General features: G+C 64.5%; 19 protein-coding genes and 1 pseudogene. 12 read left to right on the plus strand and 8 right to left on the minus strand.

Annotated elements, in window-relative coordinates; genetic code table 11:
* Positions 1-151 precede the first annotated feature (151 nt).
* The gene (locus ACSS7Z_RS06630) at positions 152-1129 is read right to left on the minus strand and encodes a hypothetical protein (RefSeq protein ID WP_438253717.1); all 978 of its coding nucleotides are present in this window, start codon (positions 1127-1129) and stop codon (positions 152-154) included.
* A gap of 168 nt (positions 1130-1297) precedes the next feature.
* On the opposite strand from ACSS7Z_RS06630, the gene rpsF reads away from it, so the two are divergent.
* The 7 genes from rpsF to ACSS7Z_RS06665 all read left to right on the plus strand — a co-directional run bounded on the left by rpsF (position 1298) and on the right by ACSS7Z_RS06665 (position 6221).
* Complete coding sequence (rpsF, locus tag ACSS7Z_RS06635) at positions 1298-1666, plus strand: 30S ribosomal protein S6 (RefSeq protein ID WP_438253718.1); 369 nt, start codon at positions 1298-1300, stop codon at positions 1664-1666.
* Positions 1667-1671: 5 nt separating this feature from the next.
* Entirely contained in the window at positions 1672-2202 is a 531-nt protein-coding gene (locus ACSS7Z_RS06640; RefSeq protein ID WP_438253719.1) for a single-stranded DNA-binding protein, read from the plus strand.
* A 66-nt stretch (positions 2203-2268) separates the two neighbouring features.
* Positions 2269-2523 (plus strand): 30S ribosomal protein S18, encoded by a 255-nt coding sequence (gene rpsR / locus ACSS7Z_RS06645; RefSeq protein WP_017829850.1) that lies wholly within the window; start codon positions 2269-2271, stop codon positions 2521-2523.
* An 11-nt stretch (positions 2524-2534) separates the two neighbouring features.
* A complete protein-coding gene (rplI, locus tag ACSS7Z_RS06650) occupies positions 2535-2987 on the plus strand; it encodes a 50S ribosomal protein L9 (RefSeq protein WP_438253720.1) in 453 nt (150 codons plus the stop codon).
* A gap of 509 nt (positions 2988-3496) precedes the next feature.
* The gene (gene dnaB / locus ACSS7Z_RS06655; RefSeq protein WP_438253721.1) at positions 3497-4870 is read left to right on the plus strand and encodes a replicative DNA helicase; all 1374 of its coding nucleotides are present in this window, start codon (positions 3497-3499) and stop codon (positions 4868-4870) included.
* Between the two features lie 345 nt (positions 4871-5215).
* Positions 5216-5689 carry an NUDIX domain-containing protein gene (locus ACSS7Z_RS06660; protein ID WP_438253722.1) on the plus strand — a complete coding sequence of 158 codons (474 nt, stop codon included), beginning with the start codon at positions 5216-5218 and terminating at the stop codon, positions 5687-5689.
* A 181-nt stretch (positions 5690-5870) separates the two neighbouring features.
* Positions 5871-6221: a GNAT family N-acetyltransferase gene (locus ACSS7Z_RS06665; RefSeq protein WP_438253723.1), complete on the plus strand. Its 351-nt coding sequence runs from the start codon at positions 5871-5873 to the stop codon at positions 6219-6221.
* A gap of 184 nt (positions 6222-6405) precedes the next feature.
* On the opposite strand, the gene ACSS7Z_RS06670 is transcribed toward ACSS7Z_RS06665, so the two are convergent.
* On the minus strand, positions 6406-7314 hold the full coding sequence (locus ACSS7Z_RS06670) for a hypothetical protein (RefSeq protein ID WP_438253724.1): 909 nt from the start codon (positions 7312-7314) through the stop codon (positions 6406-6408).
* Positions 7315-7470: 156 nt separating this feature from the next.
* Here ACSS7Z_RS06670 and ACSS7Z_RS06675 point away from each other — a divergent pair, with 156 nt between their 5' ends.
* The 3 genes from ACSS7Z_RS06675 to ACSS7Z_RS06685 all read left to right on the plus strand — a co-directional run bounded on the left by ACSS7Z_RS06675 (position 7471) and on the right by ACSS7Z_RS06685 (position 9158).
* A complete protein-coding gene (locus ACSS7Z_RS06675) occupies positions 7471-7788 on the plus strand; it encodes a hypothetical protein (protein ID WP_438253725.1) in 318 nt (105 codons plus the stop codon).
* An 87-nt stretch (positions 7789-7875) separates the two neighbouring features.
* Positions 7876-8469, plus strand: a complete 594-nt coding sequence (locus ACSS7Z_RS06680; protein WP_438253726.1) for a protein-L-isoaspartate O-methyltransferase family protein — start codon at positions 7876-7878, stop codon at positions 8467-8469.
* A 38-nt stretch (positions 8470-8507) separates the two neighbouring features.
* Positions 8508-9158, plus strand: a complete 651-nt coding sequence (locus ACSS7Z_RS06685) for a GNAT family N-acetyltransferase (RefSeq protein ID WP_438253727.1) — start codon at positions 8508-8510, stop codon at positions 9156-9158.
* Between the two features lie 31 nt (positions 9159-9189).
* On the opposite strand, the gene ACSS7Z_RS06690 is transcribed toward ACSS7Z_RS06685, so the two are convergent.
* Genes ACSS7Z_RS06690 through ACSS7Z_RS06700 form a run of 3 tightly spaced genes read right to left on the minus strand, consistent with a single transcriptional unit; the run spans position 9190 to position 12125 of the window.
* The gene (locus tag ACSS7Z_RS06690) at positions 9190-9873 is read right to left on the minus strand and encodes an NADPH-dependent F420 reductase (RefSeq protein WP_438253728.1); all 684 of its coding nucleotides are present in this window, start codon (positions 9871-9873) and stop codon (positions 9190-9192) included.
* A 14-nt stretch (positions 9874-9887) separates the two neighbouring features.
* Positions 9888-10973, minus strand: coding sequence for an LLM class flavin-dependent oxidoreductase (locus ACSS7Z_RS06695; RefSeq protein WP_438253729.1), 1086 nt, complete (start codon positions 10971-10973; stop codon positions 9888-9890).
* Between the two features lie 36 nt (positions 10974-11009).
* Positions 11010-12125, minus strand: a complete 1116-nt coding sequence (locus ACSS7Z_RS06700) for an LLM class flavin-dependent oxidoreductase (RefSeq protein ID WP_438253730.1) — start codon at positions 12123-12125, stop codon at positions 11010-11012.
* An 86-nt stretch (positions 12126-12211) separates the two neighbouring features.
* Here ACSS7Z_RS06700 and ACSS7Z_RS06705 point away from each other — a divergent pair, with 86 nt between their 5' ends.
* Positions 12212-12694 (plus strand): MarR family winged helix-turn-helix transcriptional regulator, encoded by a 483-nt coding sequence (locus ACSS7Z_RS06705; RefSeq protein WP_438253731.1) that lies wholly within the window; start codon positions 12212-12214, stop codon positions 12692-12694.
* 105 nt (positions 12695-12799) lie between these two features.
* On the opposite strand, the pseudogene ACSS7Z_RS06710 reads toward ACSS7Z_RS06705, so the two are convergent.
* From ACSS7Z_RS06710 to ACSS7Z_RS06720, 3 genes and pseudogenes are all read right to left on the minus strand, one after another.
* Positions 12800-13132, minus strand: a pseudogene (locus ACSS7Z_RS06710) (NAD(P)H-dependent oxidoreductase); the annotation flags it as partial.
* On the minus strand, positions 13132-13266 hold the full coding sequence (locus tag ACSS7Z_RS06715; RefSeq protein WP_438253732.1) for a hypothetical protein: 135 nt from the start codon (positions 13264-13266) through the stop codon (positions 13132-13134). The pseudogene ACSS7Z_RS06710 and the gene ACSS7Z_RS06715, both read right to left, overlap by 1 nt.
* A gap of 41 nt (positions 13267-13307) precedes the next feature.
* Positions 13308-13886 (minus strand): small multidrug efflux protein, encoded by a 579-nt coding sequence (locus ACSS7Z_RS06720; RefSeq protein ID WP_438253733.1) that lies wholly within the window; start codon positions 13884-13886, stop codon positions 13308-13310.
* Between the two features lie 236 nt (positions 13887-14122).
* On the opposite strand from ACSS7Z_RS06720, the gene ACSS7Z_RS06725 reads away from it, so the two are divergent.
* Entirely contained in the window at positions 14123-16891 is a 2769-nt protein-coding gene (locus ACSS7Z_RS06725; protein ID WP_438254268.1) for an ATP-binding protein, read from the plus strand.
* The last annotated feature ends 3 nt before the right edge of the window (positions 16892-16894 follow it).

Below are 16894 nucleotides of genomic sequence, written 5' to 3' on the forward strand. Positions count from 1 at the left end.
TCGGCTCATTCGGCGGCATCACCCGATCACGCCATACCGAAGTGTCACCACCAAATCAGCAAGAAGCGTTACCGATGTCCTGAGACACAACCGTCACCAATGTCCTGAGACTTCACAACACCTGTCTCATGCAGGAAACTGTTTCTCGTGGTCAGCGGTTGATCGTGTCGGCGTCCCAGTGCAGGCTCGCGCCCTCGGGGATCGGTAGCGCCTCAAGCGCAGCATCCGCGCAGAGCGCTTGAATCAGCGCCGCCGAGCCGGCGACGATCGTGGAGTCGTAGTCGATCTCGCTCACCATCACCCAGGCGCGGTCAGCCGGCCACAGGATGCTGGGATGCTGCGCCTCCGGCGCGAAGCCGTGCTCCTCAGCCGGACGGTCGCGCCACGGCACACCGAGCACCCAGTCCGGGTCGGCGAACACGGCCGGGGCGGCGGAGAAGAGCACGTGATCGCGGCTGGGGAGGGAAAGCCGCTGGCCCTGTGAGATCTCGTCCGAGACGATGCCAGGCTGCCACTTCGCCTTGCGGAACGGGTTGTTGAAGCGGTCGTGGAAGCTCTGCTGCAGAACCTGCGCATGTGCCGGGTCGTCCGTGAACTCGAGGAAGGCGCGACTTGAGGTCTCACCGAAGTGTCCGACGAACCCGCCCCATCCTTCCCAGATCGCAGCGAAGCCGGCATCCGGAGTTGACGTGTGCACGATGAGGTGCCGCGCGATGGCGGCGAGCAGAGTTGGTGGAATCTCTCCCTCGAAGGGCGACGTGAACTCGCGGCCATCCGGAGCGATGCGCGTGCGCCAATCGCCGTCCGGCGGGGTCTTCACCAGACGCTGCCACTGGGCGAGCGCGTGCATGGTGGTGCCGAAGGCGTCGGCGGTCCCGGCCCAACTGGCTGGCGCATCGACGAACAGTTCGCTGAGACGGGCGTGCTCGGCATCCGGCATCCGGTTCCACTCGTCCATCGTCGGAACGGCACGATCCGGCAGTGAGCGCACCTGCGCGGGGTGGAAGATGCGCGCATAGGCCTCAAACCCGCTCGGAACAACACTGTGCATCGTGTTGTTCTCGGCCAGATCCTTATTGAGTCGCTCGCGCAGCCAGTCGCCGACAGAGACGTCCGAGATCCACTCCATACCGTCCACGCTATCGACCGTGTTCGCGACACGCCCGCGATTCCGTTAGACTGTTCAGGTTGTCTGTCTATCGGCCCGCAATCGGCGGTCTGCGGACGGACACGTGCACACACCCTCCTGCTCTCGGGAAATTCCCGGAAGCCGTTCTAGTCCGAAGGAGGTGGGTAAGTGACGCACCAGTACGAACTCATGGTCATTCTGACCCCCGAGATCGACGAGCGCCAGGTAGCCCCTACGCTCGACAAGTTCCTCAAGGTCATCACCAACGATGGTGGCACTGTGGACAAGGTCGACATCTGGGGCAAGCGCCGTCTTGCATACGAGATCCAGAAGAAGACCGAGGGCATCTACGCCGTCGTCAACTTCACAGCAACGAGCGAGACCACACAGGAGCTCGACCGTCAGCTGGGCCTGAACGAGCAGATCATGCGCACTAAGGTTCTTCGTTCAGAAGAAGCTCAGGCGATGGTTGCTTTCGAAGCTAAGCGCTCCGAAGAGAAGGCTGCTCGCAAGGCCGCCAAGGCAGCGAAGGCCTAAGACTCATGGCCGGCGAAACCGTCATTACCGTTGTGGGAAACCTCACGGCCGACCCCGAGCTGCGTTACACGCAGAACGGGCTGCCGGTGGCGAACTTCACCATCGCATCTACCCCGCGCAGCTTCGACCGTGCCGCGAACGAGTGGAAGGACGGCGACGCGCTGTTCCTCCGTGCGTCCGTCTGGCGCGAGTTCGCTGAGCACGTGGCGGGTTCTCTGACCAAGGGCATGCGTGTTGTCGCGCAGGGTCGCCTGCGTCAGCGCTCCTACCAGGACCGCGAAGGCAACCAGCGCACGTCGATCGAGCTGGAGGTCGACGAGATCGGCCCCTCGCTTCGGTACGCGACAGCGCAGGTTACCCGTGCGGCTTCTGGCGGTTCTGGCGCGGCTTCCGGCGGTGCCGGTGGCGGCGGTGGACAGGTGCGTCCCGCGCAGCAACAGCAGGCGTCGTCAGAGCCGTGGTCTACCCCCGGCTCGTCGACAAGTGCGGATGCGTGGAGCACTCCGGGCAGCTTCGGCGACGACACCCCGTTCTAAACAACTTCTGGATCCGGACGCTTCGCTCGTTGAAGCGACCGGCATCCGCTCATCAAAGGAAAAACCATGGCTGGAAAGTCGAGCGGCGACCGCCGCAAGCCGCGGAAGGGTGGCAAGCCCACCGCTCCCGCGAAGTCGATCCGGGTTGGCGTCATTGACTACAAGGACGTCGCAACCCTTCGCAAGTTCGTCTCGGAGCGCGGCAAGATCCGCGCCCGTCGTATCACCGGTGTTTCGGTGCAGGAGCAGCGTCTGATCGCCACCGCGATCAAGAACGCACGCGAAATGGCTCTCCTGCCCTACGCTGGCGCAGGCCGGTAAGGGGTAACGACATGGCAAAGCTGATTCTCACGAACGAGGTTGCCGGGCTCGGAAGTGCCGGTGACGTTATCGAGGTCAAGAACGGGTACGCCCGCAACTACCTCATCCCGCAGGGCTACGCCACGGCGTGGACCCGCGGTGGTGCCAAGCAGGTCGAGTCGATTCAGGCTGCCCGCAAGGCTCGTGCGATCCACGACCGCGACGAGGCTGTGGCTCTCAAGGACGCGATCGAGGGCGCGAAGGTTCGCCTGGCTGTCAAGGCCGGCGCTACCGGACGCCTGTTCGGTTCGGTCAAGACCGACCACGTTGCCACTGCTGTTGAGGCTGCTGGCATCGGTTCGATCGACAAGCGCAAGGTGACCATCACCGCGCCGATCAAGTCGACGGGCATCCACGAGGCGACCGTGCGTCTGCACGACGACGTCGTGGCCGTCATCACCCTTCAGGTTGTCGCGGCCAAGTAGTCCGCAACACCTTCGCAGAACGCCTTCTACCTTCGGGTAGGGGGCGTTTTGCTGTGTGTTGGGGGTGTCCGTGCGGGGTGACAGGGGTGGATGCCCCCGGAAAATAGGGAACGCGCCCGAGAAAATCAAGACTTGACTTCTCCCCAGGTTGTACACATCCCACACACTCATCGCTCAACCTTCAATCAGGTGTTTAAACAGAATCTCATCCACAGGCTGGGGAAACTCTAAACCGCAGATCAGAGCGAATAAATCGGCAAAAATTCACCTGTCACCACAGGGTTATCCACACCTGTTTTACACAGACACTCCCACGTTCTCCGCAAACTGTCCACAGGGTTATCCACAGGCCATGTTGCGTGTGGATGAGGTCGCTCGTAGCGTGGACGAGCGACCAGATGTCGGTGGTGTGTGGTTCGCTCATTTCGACCGCAGAGGACACCGTGGTCGCAAGGGTTGCGGGCCCGATCCCGGGCCGCATCAGCCACCAGCGCACCGAAGGGAGCACCGTGTCGATTGCCGACATCTCGGAGGACCGTCTCGGAGGACAGCGCAAACCGGAGCGCGTGCCGCCGCACGATCTCCTCGCCGAGCAGAGCACCCTGGGCGGAATGCTTCTGTCGAAGGATGCCGTCGCCGATGTGATCGAGACGCTCAAGGGCGCCGACTTCTACATCCCCAAGCACGAGCTCATCTTCGAAGCGATCCTCACCCTGTACTCGCACGGTGAGCCCACCGACGTTGTCGCAGTCACTGACGAGTTGATCAAGACCGGTGAGCTGGGACGCGCCGGTGGCGCCGACTACCTGCACACGCTCACCTCGATCGTGCCGACCGCGGCGAACGCCGGGTACTACGCCGGCATCGTCGCCGAGCGCTCGATCCTGCGCCGCCTCGTCGATGCGGGCACGCGCATCGTGCAGCTTGGCTATGACGGCCAGGGCGATGCGACCGATCTTGTCAATAACGCGCAGGCCGAGATCTATGCGGTCTCCGGTACGCAGACCGCGGAAGATTACGTTCCGCTGACTGTTGCGGTGGATGCTGCGATGGAAGAGATCGAGGCGGCCAGTGGCCGTGACGGCTCGATGACGGGCGTGCCCACCGGGTTCAAAGAACTCGATGAGCTGACGAACGGTCTGCACGGCGGTCAGATGATCGTCGTGGCAGCGAGGCCCGCTGTCGGCAAGTCGACGCTCGCGCTCGATTTTGCTCGTGCTGCGGCGATCGGGCACAACCAGCCCGCAGTCTTCTTCTCCCTCGAAATGGGCAAGAGCGAGATCGCGATGCGTCTGCTCAGCGCAGAGGGCGCGATTCCGCTGCAGCACATGCGCAAGGGATCGCTCGATCCGCGCGACTGGACCACGGTCGCTGCGACCCGCGGACGCATCAACGACGCACCCCTCTTCATCGATGACAGCCCGAACATGACGCTGGTCGAGATCCGTGCGAAGTGCCGCCGCCTCAAGCAGCGCGAGGGCCTGCGCCTGGTCGTCATCGACTACCTGCAGCTGATGACGAGCGGCAAGCGCGTCGAGTCGCGCCAACAAGAAGTCTCGGAGTTCTCGCGTGCGCTGAAGTTGCTCGCGAAGGAGTTGCAGGTGCCGGTCATCGCACTGTCACAGCTGAACCGTGGTTCTGAGCAGCGCACGGACAAGAAGCCGCAGATCAGCGACCTTCGTGAGTCCGGGTCGATCGAGCAGGATGCCGACATGGTGATCCTGTTGCATCGCGACTCGGTCTACGACAAGGACATTCGCCCGGGCGAGGCCGACCTGATCGTCGCCAAGCACCGTAACGGCCCGACCGCGACGATCAACCTGGCGTTCCAGGGGCACTACTCAAGGTTCATGGACATGGCTCCTGGTGGGGACTTCAACTGAGTTGTAGGCTCCGCGTATAGATTGCGGATTCCACGCGACTTTGCGGACGATTCTGCGAATCCGCAAACTAGCGCGGAATCGTTGCGGTGACGTACTGTCCCTTCTCGCTCGAGTTGACAGCGACCGAGACGCGAAGCCTCCGGAATCTGTGACGAACGAGACCACCCGGTGCCGACGACTTGTCTCACGAGACATGTCAGTAGTTGCGTTCCGGACTCACGCCTCGACTTTTCTGCCGGAAACGTCGCGCGGCCCGTTTCGGCAACCACTTAACTGGCGGGTTGGACGGACCTCGAGCGACGATCGGTGACCTGCCCAAAACGACCGATTTCGGCAGCCGCGGGGATGAAGCTGGATGATGGAGACATGTCGGTTAATCGTTCCTACATTCGCGTCAAGGCCATGCTGGTTGTACCTGACCCCGATGGCTCTCGTCATCTCGTTAGCGTCAACGCCCCAACCGTGGAGAATCCGGCTGGATATCATCGGCTGGTCGGAGGGAGTGTCGAGCTAGGCGAGACGCATCGGGAGGCGATAGTCCGCGAAGTGAATGAGGAGCTTGGAGCGCGCATTGTTGGTCTCAACCACCTCGGCATGATCGAGAACATCTTTCGCTTTAACGGAGAGGTCGGTCACGAAATCGTCGCTTTGTACTCCGGCACGCTCGATCCGACACCTGCCGAAGAAGGAGGGACACTCACCGAGTCAGACGGTTCGGTAGTGCCTGTGGTGTGGCGCCCATTCGACGACGCGGGCCTCACTGTGCCTCTATATCCCGCCGGGGCCAACGATTGGATTCGCTCTTCGCTCAACGCCTAGGAGGTCCGCACCCACACGGCCCAAGGTGTTGCGGTCAACGTTATCGGCGGCCGAGCGTCGCGATCCGCTCAAGCTGCCATAAACGATCGTTTGCGGCGGTACTGATTGATGCGTGACCGACCGTAGGCGGCCACAGTGAATAGGCTTCGGTCATGTCGGTACGCAGAGCAGTAGAGGCAAGGTGCTGCGTGCATTCCTTGCTGAGCAACTGGCCAACGGGGCGATCCTCCTCATCTCAGAACTTGACGGTGCGGCCGCCGGCTACCTGCTCGCAGAAATTAGTGCGCGACCGGCGAATCCATTCCGGCATGCGTCCAAGAGCCTGTACGTGCACCACATCGCGGTTGACCCTGCCCTGCAGCGTCGGCGCATCGGTCAGGAACTGATCGACGCTGCTGTGGCTATCGGACGAGCAGAGAACGTTGATGCCATGAGACTCGACTCGTGGTCCTTCAATACGAGCGCTCACGCATTCTTCGAGGCGGAGGGATTCACGCCACTCAACGTGGTCTTCGAGCGAAAGCTGCTCTGACAGCCAGCAGCGGCAGCTCGGGCGCACCGAACCCGTTGCCGAAGGCCGGTTCTGGAGAACCTTTGCGGCATCCCGTTCCGCCAACGCGGTGCGAGCGCGCCTGCTTCCGGACGAAGTTTCGGACAACCTCGACCAGGAAGCGCTGCGGTACTGAATGGTCAGCCGCTTACGGTCGGCGGGAGCTTCAGTTGGACCGCGGATCCGAACCAGCCTCGCTTTTCGGTCTCGGTGGCAATGACTCGACCCAGTCTTCAACGGCAAGTGCTTCATTGCTGCCTTCAGCGAGCACCTCGACCTTGGGGTTTGCGTCGTTGCCCCAGAGACTCTTGCGCCAATCCTCGGCATCGGTCATGCCGTCACCGGGCATGATCACGATCAGTTTTTCGATCGTCGGAAGGTTCCACATGACGCGATTCAGTCGTCTTCCGAGCACCTTCAAGGTGCTTTCGTTCCACGCCGACATCTTCTCAAGTACCAGCGTGGGCTGATCGCCCTGGCGCACCAGATGATCGACCACCGGCGGTTGCCCCCGGCCGCTTCCTGTACCCCCGGGGACGCGGGCATTCTTCTCGGCCGTCGCCACTCCCGCTCCCTGCTTAAGCGAAGACAGCCATGCGGGGTCTTTGGCTTTCGCGACGGTGGGGCGTGCCTCGGTGGTCGGCGCACTTGATTCCGGATCCAGATCTGCCTCCTTCTGCGCATCTTTGAAGGCCTTAGTGTTGCCGCTCATGTTCTTGAGCTGTTCCTCAAGCTCCACGACGGTGTCGTCGTCGACGGCTGCCCGCAACGTGCGGAGGAACTCAGACATTTCGTCTTGGTCAAATTCAAGCGGGACACCGGCTATCTCAAGCATCTTCGGGAGGCGTCCGATCACCATGAGCGCGAGGAAGAGCGCCGCGATGATCACGAGGGCCGTGCCGCCGAGTTCCGGAGAACCGTTGCGCAGTAACAGCAAGGCTCCCCCCGCGGCAGACGCGATCCCCAGCACCCCGAACAGAACGCGCTGGTATGTCGGAATCTCTGCGGCCCCGCGCCTTCCGATGGGCGGCGTCTTTGCGCCCGATGCTCCTTTGGCCACCGTCTGCTTCGTCATGGTTGCACCCTATCGGTCGCGTGTCTGCGCTCGTGCTGGTTGCAAGCGCCGAGGGCACGTTTCCAGCTGGACCTTAGGTCCGCCGCTAGTCGGCACCCTCACTCGGTAGTTCCGGTGCGCACACCCCGCGCAAGCGTCCTTGATAGCTTCGAGAACATGATCTTGTTCGGCGGAGTCGCGGCAATAGTCGGAGTCGTGCTGTTCCACGTGGCGCTCGGGATGACCCTGCGAGCGAACCCGGTCACCAGAATTCCGTTCCACCGAAACGCCGTGGCCATCCCGAGCGGTTCAGTCGCGCTGCGCGCCCTGGGCGCGGGTCTCATCGTTCTCGGAGCGGTTCTGCTCGGCACGATCGCCTGGTACTGGCCTTTCATTGTTGTCCTGGCCGGCCCGGTCGCGGCGTTGATAGTCATCACCCTCCACAACCGGAAAGTCGCGAACCGGTCGGCAGGACACAACGCGAGCGCTCAGTAAGACCCCTCGTCGGGCGACCGGACCGCTGCCGAAGCATGTGTCAGGGAGGCGTTCACGAACGCAGTCGTCCGGCGTAGAATCCGCCGCATGCCCAACATCATGGTCAGTGACGAGACACGCGAGTGCGTGCGCGCCGCGATGGTCGCTATCCCGCGCGCGGACTTTCTGCCGGATGCCGTTCGGCACCTTGCCGACTCCGATCGTCCGGTTCATATCGGGTGGGATGCCACGAACTCGCAGCCATCGACGGTCGCGCGGATGCTGGATCTGTTGGCCGCGCAACGGGGCGATCGCGTGCTCGATGTCGGCAGCGGCTCCGGCTGGACGACCGCGATCCTCGCCCGCATCGTCGGCCCAAGCGGCACCGTCATCGGAGTCGAACGGGTTCCCGAGCTGGTGCAGTTCGGACGGGAACGACTCGAGGCGACCGATGTTGACGCCTGTATCGAAGCTGCGACCGCCGGAGTCCTCGGTCTTCCGGCATCCGCTCCGTTCGATCGCATCCTCGTCTCCGCCGATTTCGAGCGGATGCCCGATGACCTCGTCTCGCAACTGGCAGAGCAGGGGCGCATGGTCGCCCCGATCGGCGGCCTGATGACCGTGGTCGACAGGCTCGACGGTCGCGTACGCAGCCGCACGGATGCCGGACTCTACAGCTTCGTCCCGCTGCGTGACGACTGAGATTTCAACCGCGGTCTCTGGACGAGTAGTGTTCCGGCATGGAACTGGAAGACATCTGGCCGCTGTTCGGACTGGAGATCACGACCCCGCGGCTGGTGTTACGGCCGGTCAGGGACGCCGACCTGCCCGGACTCGCGCAGGCCGCGCTCGACGGTGTTCATGAACCCGAGCGCACGCCGTTCAGTGTCCCGTGGACCGACGCCGGTCCCCGCGATCTTCCGCGAAACCTTGCCGCGTTTCAGTGGAGCCTGCGCAACCGCGTCGCTCCGCACCACTGGACCGTCGCATTCGCCGTCCATTTCGAGGGCCGCGTGGTGGGGTCGCAGGACCTCTCCGCGTATGACTTCGCCAGTCGACGCACGGTGGGCACGGGATCCTGGCTCACCCAGTCGGTGCACGGCCGCGGGCTGGGAACTGAGATGCGCGCAGCGCTGCTGATGTTCGCGTTCGATGTGCTCGAGGCCGAGTGGGCTGAATCGGGCGCCGCGAGCTGGAACGAAGCATCCCTCACCGTCTCGAAGAAGCTCGGCTACGAGCTGAACGGAGTCACCCGGGTATCGCCGCGCACCGGAGAACCCGTCGACGAGCAACGGGTGCGTCTCGAGAAGTCATCATTCGTCAGGCCCGAATGGTCCATCACGGTGCGCGGAGCCGAGCCCGCCCTCGCCCAGTTGGGGGTGCATGGGTAGTGGGGTGCCGGGCACGGGACGAGCTGCCGGTTCAGAGCGCGGTGTGAGTGGGAGAGCGCTCGGCGGCGGCGAGGTCGATGAGTTCGCGAAGATCATCGATCGGGAGGTTGGCGCCGAACGTGGGGTTTCCCGGCTGTAGGAGGACACCTGTGGCAAGCGGCCCGGTGATGATCGAGTCGAACCCCAACACGTCGATGAACTCTCCGACGCGCATGAGGTCGATGTCCCGGTCCCCGGCTATCGCAATGGCCTTTCGGTCTGCGGAGTCGGCAGGCCGGGCCTCTTCCTCAAGGTCGTGATACCCCATGTGGTTCAGCGCCTTCACGACGCGTGAGTCGGAAAGAAACTCTTGGACGATCTCGCTCGTCGACGTGCGCGGGTCATTCAAGTCGTCTCTGATGCCATCCGTCTCCCACCAGTAGTTCATGGCGTCGATCACGAGTTTGCCTTCGAGCTCAGCCACCGGAAGGCGTCGGTACTTGCCGAGAGGGAGCGCGAGCACGACGATGTCGGACTCTCGAGCAGCCTCTTCTGGGCGGACGGCAGTCGCCCCGGGCGTGAGTACTTCGATCGTGAGCGCGATCCGCTCTGGGTCTCCAGAGCCGGCGATGAGCACGCGGTAACCTGCGCTGACGGCAAGGCGGGCAAGTGCCGTGCCGACCTTGCCAGCTCCGAGGATGCCGATGGTCGTGCCGCCGCGGGAGTTGGTGTCCATATCGCTCGTCTCATTCATCGCCGAAAGGCCTCTCCGGTCGTGGACGATCGTGCGGGCGTCTCAGCAAGCAGCTCACGCACCATCGGGATCACCTTGCTGCCGTATAGCTCGACGGTGCGAAGACGTGCGCTCGCGGACATCGCGCCGCCGGCTGAATAGATGAGGTCGAACCGACCGGCATCCAGGGTGCGGATGGCGCTCGCCATCTTTCGAGCGACAGTCTCCGGCGAGCCGATGTACAGCGACCCGTGCTCAACGTCGGCCTCGAAGTCGGAGCGAGTCAGGGGCGGCCAGCCGCGCAACGCACCGATCCGGTCTCGGACCACCTTGTACCCGGGGTAGAAGGTCTCCTTCGCCTCTTCGTCTGTCTCGGCGATGAAGCCGGGGGAGTGCATACCCACCGGGTAGGCAGTGGTGCCCAGCTGCTCGGTCGCCCGCCGATACAGATCGACATACGGGGAGAAGCGGGCGGGTGCGCCGCCGATGATGGCGAGCATGAGCCGGAACCCGTAGTGCGCTGTGCGGAGCACGGACTGCGGTGAGCCACCGACGCCCACCCACGTGCGCAGCCGGCCCGAATCCGTCTTCGGGAAGACATCCGCCTCGTGCAGTGCGGCGCGTGTCGTCCCTTCCCAGGTGACGGGCTTCTCGTCGAGTAGGGCGTGGAAGAGGTCGATCTTCTCTTCGAAGAGCAGCTCGTAGTCGGAGAGGTCATAACCGAAAAGCGGGAAGGACTCCGTGAAGGATCCTCGCCCAAGGATGATCTCCGCGCGTCCGTTCGACAGAGCGTCAACGGTCGCGAAGCGCTGGAAAACTCGCACCGGGTCGTCGGAAGACAGTACAGTGACCCCGGATCCGAGCCGGATGCGCTCGGTCGCCGTGGCGATCCCCGCCAGCACAGTCTCCGGAGAGGAGATCGCAAATTCGGGGCGATGGTGCTCTCCGATCGCAACCGCGTCGATGCCCACGTCGTCGGCGAGTATCGCTTCCGCCACGGTGGCGCGAATCGCTGCACCATATGAGACGACATTGCCCTGGTCATCGCGGGGCAGGTCTCCGAACGTATCGATGCCGAACTCGAGCTGGGTGAAGTCGCTCATGATCTCTTTCTTCTCGTGATCTCAGGTCTCGTGATTTCAGGCATGGACGGCTTTGCCGCCCTTGACGATCTCTTCAGGAACGCGTCCGGTGAGGTGCCATTCGCTGGGATTCTCGTCGAGCAACTCGCGCACTCGAGGCGCGACGCGCTCGCCGAAGAGGCGGATGCTGTGCTCACGAGCACCCTTCGGCAGATGCAGCAGGTCGTACTTCAGATCGAAGCGGGACAGATGATTGGAGCGGACGTTGCTTGCGATCTTCTGCGCCACCGTCTCTGGTGATCCGACGAACAGCGCCCCGGTGTCGACCTCAATCTCGTACCGCTCGGCGGTGGGCGGGTAGAACCCGCGCTCCTTGCTCAGCGCGGTGACAACGGGCTGCCAGTACTTCCAGTGCATGTTCTTCGCTTCCTCATCGGTGTCGGCGATGAAGCCGAGGGAGTGCTGACCGATCGGCAGTTCCGCTCGTCCGAACTGCGAGAGAGCGCGCAGATACAGCTCGGCGTGCCCGGCGAAGCGGTCGGGACGTCCGCCGATGATGGCCATCATCAGTGGCAAGCCGTGCTGCGCCGCCCGGACGACGGAATCGGGGCTTCCGCCGATCCCCATCCAGGCGGGGATCCCTCCGTCTGGCATCCGCGGATGCAGGCGCTCGTTCTCAAGTGGCGCACGATACTGGCCCGTCCAGGTGACACGATCCTCATGCATCAGCCGCAGGAACAGGTCGAGTTTCTCGTTGAAGATCTGCTCGTACTCGGCGATGTCGTATCCGAACAGCGGAAACGACTCGATCGCCGATGCGCGCCCGAGCACCAATTGCGCCCGTCCGTTGGAAAGGCCATCAACGGTTGCGAACTGCTGATAAAGCCGGACCGGGTCCTGCGTCGAAAGGACGGTTACCGATGTTCCCAGCTGGATGGTCGATGTGGCCTGCGCCGCGGCGGCGAGGATCACGGGAGTGGCCGCGTCGACCATGCCCTCCCGGTAGTGCTCCCCGACGCTGAACACATCGAGCCCGACCGACTCTGCCAGCTGCGCCTCATCGACGAGCAACCGGAGCGTTTCAGCATCCGACAGCACTCGCCCGTCGTCGGTGGCGATGTCGCCGAAGGAGTTCAGCCCGAACTCGATGTCACCGATCTGAATTGCCATCATCAGCGCCCTTCTCGTCATCGGGCCATCCGAGTTGACGTGTCAATGCTGCAACATGGGTATTGACGTATCTATTCCAGGGAGACGAGATGGCCGAGAATCACCGGACGATGCCCACGCGAGAGCAACTGCGCATCTGGCGGGACTACATCGAGACGGCCAACACGCTGCGCGCGCGCCTGGACAGTCGTTTGCAGAGCGAGTCGTCGCTGTCGGCGGGGGACTATCAGGTGCTGCTCGCTCTGACAGAGGCGCCGCGGCGCACTCTGCGGTCTTCGGAGCTGGCGGCGCTGATCGGATGGGAGCGCAGTCGACTTTCGCATCACTTGGGACGGATGGAGAAGCGCCGGCTGATTGGGCGAGTGCCCTGTGTTGACGATGTGCACGGAGTGGATGTCACCGCGACGGAATCTGGTCGAGCGGCCTTTCGGACCGGATCCGTTCCGCACCTGCGAGCGGTGCGCGAGCTCTTCGTTGAGGCTCTCACCCCGCAGCAGCTCGCTCACCTCGACGACATCTCCGTCGCGCTTCGGCGGCATCTGGGCGTGGATGGCCCTGTCTCGAAGGAGTGAACCGGGATAGTCGAGGCGAGCGTGCTCACGGAGCAGTGCGCGAGCCCAGGTGGGTATCGACGGAAGGAGCCCCTGTACTGGTGCCCTGCCGCGATCCTCAACCCCCGCGCCGTATTGGTACGCCCAACCCGCCGTGAACACCCGCTCGATCCACCCTTTCATCAGCGCCGGCATCGACCACCAGTACACGGGGAACACGAAAGCGAGGCGGCCAGCCGCTTCTATCCGTCGATGCATCTCCTTGATACCCGGCGGGATCGACTCGCCCCAGAAGTGGGCGTGGTCCGCCGAGGTAAATCTCGGGTCGAATTGCTCGCGGTGCAGGTCTAGTACATCGATCGTATGGTCCGCTTGCTTGAACGGGTTATGGAAGGAATCCATGACCGCGGCGGGGTACCTATCGTGGAAGGGATGGGAGAAGACAGTCAGCAGGTGCATTACGCCGTCCGCTCGGAGTCGTCCGGGTTTTCCGTCGTGGATGCCCTGGCCTCAGGCACAATCACGACGAAATGACTCAGATCGATGGAAACGGTCGGTGGCAGCGCAATGTCGCTGGGTCGCAGTTCGTACATTTCACTCCTCCTCTGTAAGGCGGCTTTATGTGGCCCGTGACTCATACCCCGATGAGGAATGTGAGCGCGGCCCAGGTACTCACGGTGGCCACCGCTCCCCAGATGACGATCGCAACGGCCTGCCACAGCAGCACCCACGCACGCGGCGTTCCGCCGGCGACGAGGATCGCTGAGGTGACCTGGGTCGGGATCGCGAGGGGGCCGAGGATGCTCGCGCCGGGTACGCCGAAGCGAACGACCCACGTCCTGAAGCGCTGGCGTCCCTTCGACTCGGGCTGGACCGGCGCAGTCTCCTCGAATGCGGCACGATCCTCGTCACCCAGGGGGAACCGTGCGGCGCCCACTGTGGCCTTGACGCGGACTCTGTTGCGGTTCACGACGGCAGTGCGAGCGCGCGACGTGAGGGCCACCACGAGAAGTACGGAGAGGAAGTTGCCCACGACCGCGGCGATGGCAGCGACGATGAGGTTAAGGCCGCCGGCAATACCGATCAAGGACGCCCCCTCCACTTCGATGAAGGGGATCGCGCCGGCGAGCATCACGATGAAGGGCTGGACGATCTCGGGCACCTGGGCTACAAGGTCTTGGAAGTTGCTGATGAGTTCCTGAATCGGATTCATGATGGGGCTCTTCCTTACTTTCTGTAGGGGCGTTCCGGATGGCTGAGATTCAGCGATCCGATTGCCGCTGTTGCGGCCGTATCGCCAGGTTCGCACCGCTCGCCACGCCTTCGCATCGGTAGAAGTCCCGCTACTGGCCGCTCGCGCGAAGTCGCCTACACCTGGTTTGCGTTGCTCGCGTCGGTGATACTTACGTAGTACGGGCGCCGACGTGCTCTCTGGAGGGAGCAACATTGGTGGATCTGTTGGGCCGGGGCGCCGAGTGCGAAGCGGTCGACACGCTTCTCTCCAGGGCGCGGGCCGGGCTGAGCGGGACGTTGGTGGTGCACGGGGAGGCCGGCATCGGCAAGACCGCGTTGCTTGAGCATGCCCGAGGCGCGGCGGACGCATCCGGGTTTCGAGTGGAGTCCTCGGTCGGCGTCGAGTCCGAGACGCAGTTCGCGTTCGCGGGCTTACACCAGCTGTGTGCGCCGTTGCTGGACCACGCGGGTGCGCTGCCCGATCCGCAGCGGGCCGCTCTGGGGGTGGCCCTCGGGCAGCAGGGCGGCGAGGCGCCGGACCGCTTCCTGGTCGGTCTCGCGACACTCAACCTGCTGGCAGAGGTCGCCGAGGAGGGGCCACTGCTGTGTCTCGTCGACGATGCGCAGTGGCTGGATGAGGCTTCGGCCCAGGTCCTTGCCTTTGTGGCACGACGGCTGGGGGCCGAGCGGATCGCACTTCTGTTTGCCGTCCGGGACGCTGATCGGGATCAGCCGAATCGCGACCAACTCGGACATGGGCGGACGGCGTTGGCCGGATTACCAGAGCTGCGCGTGCACGGGCTCAGTGAGGTCGATGCACGGGCGCTGCTGGCATCCGCGCTCGCCACGCCCTTGGACGACAGAGTGCTCAAACGCATCGTCGCCGAGTCACGCGGCAACCCGATGGCGCTTCTGGAGCTTCCGCTGAGTGCCCAGTCCGCACAGATGGCGGGCGGGTTCGAGTTGCCAGGCGCACTGGATGTTCCGCGCCGCGTCGAGGAGAGTTTCAGACGCCGCTCTGGGAGCCTGCCCGCGGACACGCAGCTGTTGCTTCTCGTCGCGGCGGCCGAGCCCACCGGCGACGTGGCCCTGCTGTGGCGCGCGGCTGCACAGCTGGGGATCGCGGAGAGCGCGGTCGGACCCGCCGAAGTCGCAGGGCTCCTTGAGGTCGACAGCCGGGTGAGGTTTCGGCATCCGCTGGTGCGCTCGGCGATCTACCGGGACGCGTCACCACCTGAACAGCGCCGAGCGCACCACGCGCTGGCCGCCGCCACTGATCCGGACTTCGACCCTGACCGGCGCGCATGGCACCGCGCACAGGCGGTGCTGGGCGCCGACGAGGATGCCGCTGCGGAGCTGGAGCGCTCAGCCGGTCGAGCGCGCGCCCGCGGTGGGTTGGCTGCCTCGGCGGCGTTCATGGAGCACGCGGCCCGGCTGACCCCCGAGCCCGCTGCCCGTGCGGGCCGGTCGCTGGAAGCCGCATTCGCCATGCATGAGACCGGTGCGTCCGAGGCCGCATCGGATTTGCTCACGCTCGCCGGAGCCGGCCCGCTCGATGCGCGGCAGCAGGCTCGATTGGAGCTGCTGCGCGCTCGTATCGTGTTCTACCGGGCGCGAGCGGGCGAGGGCCTGGGGATGCTTCTGGATGCTGCCAGAGGCCTCGCCACGCTGGATCCGGCGCTGTCCCGCGAGACATACCTCGACGCATTGGATGCGGCGATCGTCACCGGCGGTCTCGGTCTCGGCCTCGGCGTGCGGGAGGTCGCCGAAGCCGCCCGCGCCGCGCCCGCCCCGCCCGGGTCGCCGCGGCCGGCGGACCTGCTGCTCGATGGACTCGTGACCACGTTCACGGAGGGGTACTCGTCTGGTGCACCCGGCCTGCGGCGGGCGTTGGTGGCCTTCCGCGGAGGCGAGTCGAACACGGATGCCGCGAGCGATGCGGATATCCTCCGATGGGGGTGGCTGGCCAGCCGGACGGCGATGGCAGTCTTCGACGACGAACTGCTCTACGCGTTGACCTCCCGTCACACCCAGCTGGCGCGCGAGGCGGGCGCCCTCGCCACTCTCCCGGCGGCGCTGCTCGTCCAATCCGTCATGCTGGTGCTCTTCGGCGAGTTCGCGCGGGCAGCCGAGCAGACCGCGATCGCGGCGGTGACCCAGACCGTACAGGTGCTCCACGCCCAACTCATCCTGGCTGCCTGGCGAGGCGGTCCGGCCGAGACCGCGGAGGTCTACGAGGCTATCGTTCAAGAAGCCGCCGCACGTGGGCACGGCACCGAGGTCTCGCTGGCACAGTACGGCATGGCCGTGCTGCACAACGGCGTGGGCGACTACCCAGCGGGCCAGGCAGCCGCGGCGCGTGCCTTCGAATCCGACGAGCTGACGCACAGCAACCTTGCCCACGCCGAACTCATCGAAGCGGCGTGCCGTTCCGGCCGACCGGAGAGCGCGGCCCATGCGCTCGACGAGCTCTGCTCACGGGCCGTCGCCAGTGGCACTCCGTGGGGGCTCGGGCTGGCGGCGCGCTCACGCGCGCTAACCAGCACCGGGCATGCGGCCGAGAAACTCTACCGGGAGGCGATCGAGCACCTCCGAGACTGCCGGATAGTTACCCACCTTGCCCGCACGCACCTCGTCTATGGAGAGTGGCTACGCCGCGAGGGCCGGCGCAAGGACGCCCGCGAACAGCTGCGCACTGCTCATGAGCTTCTGTCGGACATGGGCGCCGAGGCGTTCACCGCACGTGCCGCCCGCGAACTGATCGCCACGGGGGAGCATCCGCGCAAGCGGACCGCCCAGCCGACCGACGAGCTCACCTCTCAGGAGCGGCACATCGCGCGATTGGTCGCCACCGGGGCAACCTCCCGGGAAGTCGGTGGCCAGCTGTTCCTGAGCCCGCGCACGATCGAAGCCCACCTGCGCAACATCTTCCGAAAGCTCGGTATTACGTCCCGCCGGCAACTCCGAGAACTGTCACTTCTCTGACTC

The organism is Microbacterium wangyouchuni (assembly GCF_051546305.1).
Taxonomy (GTDB): domain Bacteria; phylum Actinomycetota; class Actinomycetes; order Actinomycetales; family Microbacteriaceae; genus Microbacterium.

What these genes read in the sequence shown, in the direction of transcription:
- ACSS7Z_RS06630 (WP_438253717.1), bottom strand. Translation starts at nt 1,129, where the DNA reads ATGGAGTGGATCTCGGACGTCTCTGTCGGCGACTGGCTGCGCGAGCGA.
- ACSS7Z_RS06640 (WP_438253719.1), top strand. Translation starts at nt 1,672, where the DNA reads ATGGCCGGCGAAACCGTCATTACCGTTGTGGGAAACCTCACGGCCGAC.
- rpsR (WP_017829850.1), top strand. Translation starts at nt 2,269, where the DNA reads ATGGCTGGAAAGTCGAGCGGCGACCGCCGCAAGCCGCGGAAGGGTGGC.
- rplI (WP_438253720.1), top strand. Translation starts at nt 2,535, where the DNA reads ATGGCAAAGCTGATTCTCACGAACGAGGTTGCCGGGCTCGGAAGTGCC.
- ACSS7Z_RS06660 (WP_438253722.1), top strand. Translation starts at nt 5,216, where the DNA reads ATGAAGCTGGATGATGGAGACATGTCGGTTAATCGTTCCTACATTCGC.
- ACSS7Z_RS06670 (WP_438253724.1), bottom strand. Translation starts at nt 7,314, where the DNA reads ATGACGAAGCAGACGGTGGCCAAAGGAGCATCGGGCGCAAAGACGCCG.
- ACSS7Z_RS06675 (WP_438253725.1), top strand. Translation starts at nt 7,471, where the DNA reads ATGATCTTGTTCGGCGGAGTCGCGGCAATAGTCGGAGTCGTGCTGTTC.
- ACSS7Z_RS06680 (WP_438253726.1), top strand. Translation starts at nt 7,876, where the DNA reads ATGCCCAACATCATGGTCAGTGACGAGACACGCGAGTGCGTGCGCGCC.
- ACSS7Z_RS06685 (WP_438253727.1), top strand. Translation starts at nt 8,508, where the DNA reads ATGGAACTGGAAGACATCTGGCCGCTGTTCGGACTGGAGATCACGACC.
- ACSS7Z_RS06690 (WP_438253728.1), bottom strand. Translation starts at nt 9,873, where the DNA reads ATGGACACCAACTCCCGCGGCGGCACGACCATCGGCATCCTCGGAGCT.
- ACSS7Z_RS06695 (WP_438253729.1), bottom strand. Translation starts at nt 10,973, where the DNA reads ATGAGCGACTTCACCCAGCTCGAGTTCGGCATCGATACGTTCGGAGAC.
- ACSS7Z_RS06700 (WP_438253730.1), bottom strand. Translation starts at nt 12,125, where the DNA reads ATGATGGCAATTCAGATCGGTGACATCGAGTTCGGGCTGAACTCCTTC.
- ACSS7Z_RS06705 (WP_438253731.1), top strand. Translation starts at nt 12,212, where the DNA reads ATGGCCGAGAATCACCGGACGATGCCCACGCGAGAGCAACTGCGCATC.
- ACSS7Z_RS06715 (WP_438253732.1), bottom strand. Translation starts at nt 13,266, where the DNA reads ATGTACGAACTGCGACCCAGCGACATTGCGCTGCCACCGACCGTTTCC.
- ACSS7Z_RS06720 (WP_438253733.1), bottom strand. Translation starts at nt 13,886, where the DNA reads ATGAATCCGATTCAGGAACTCATCAGCAACTTCCAAGACCTTGTAGCC.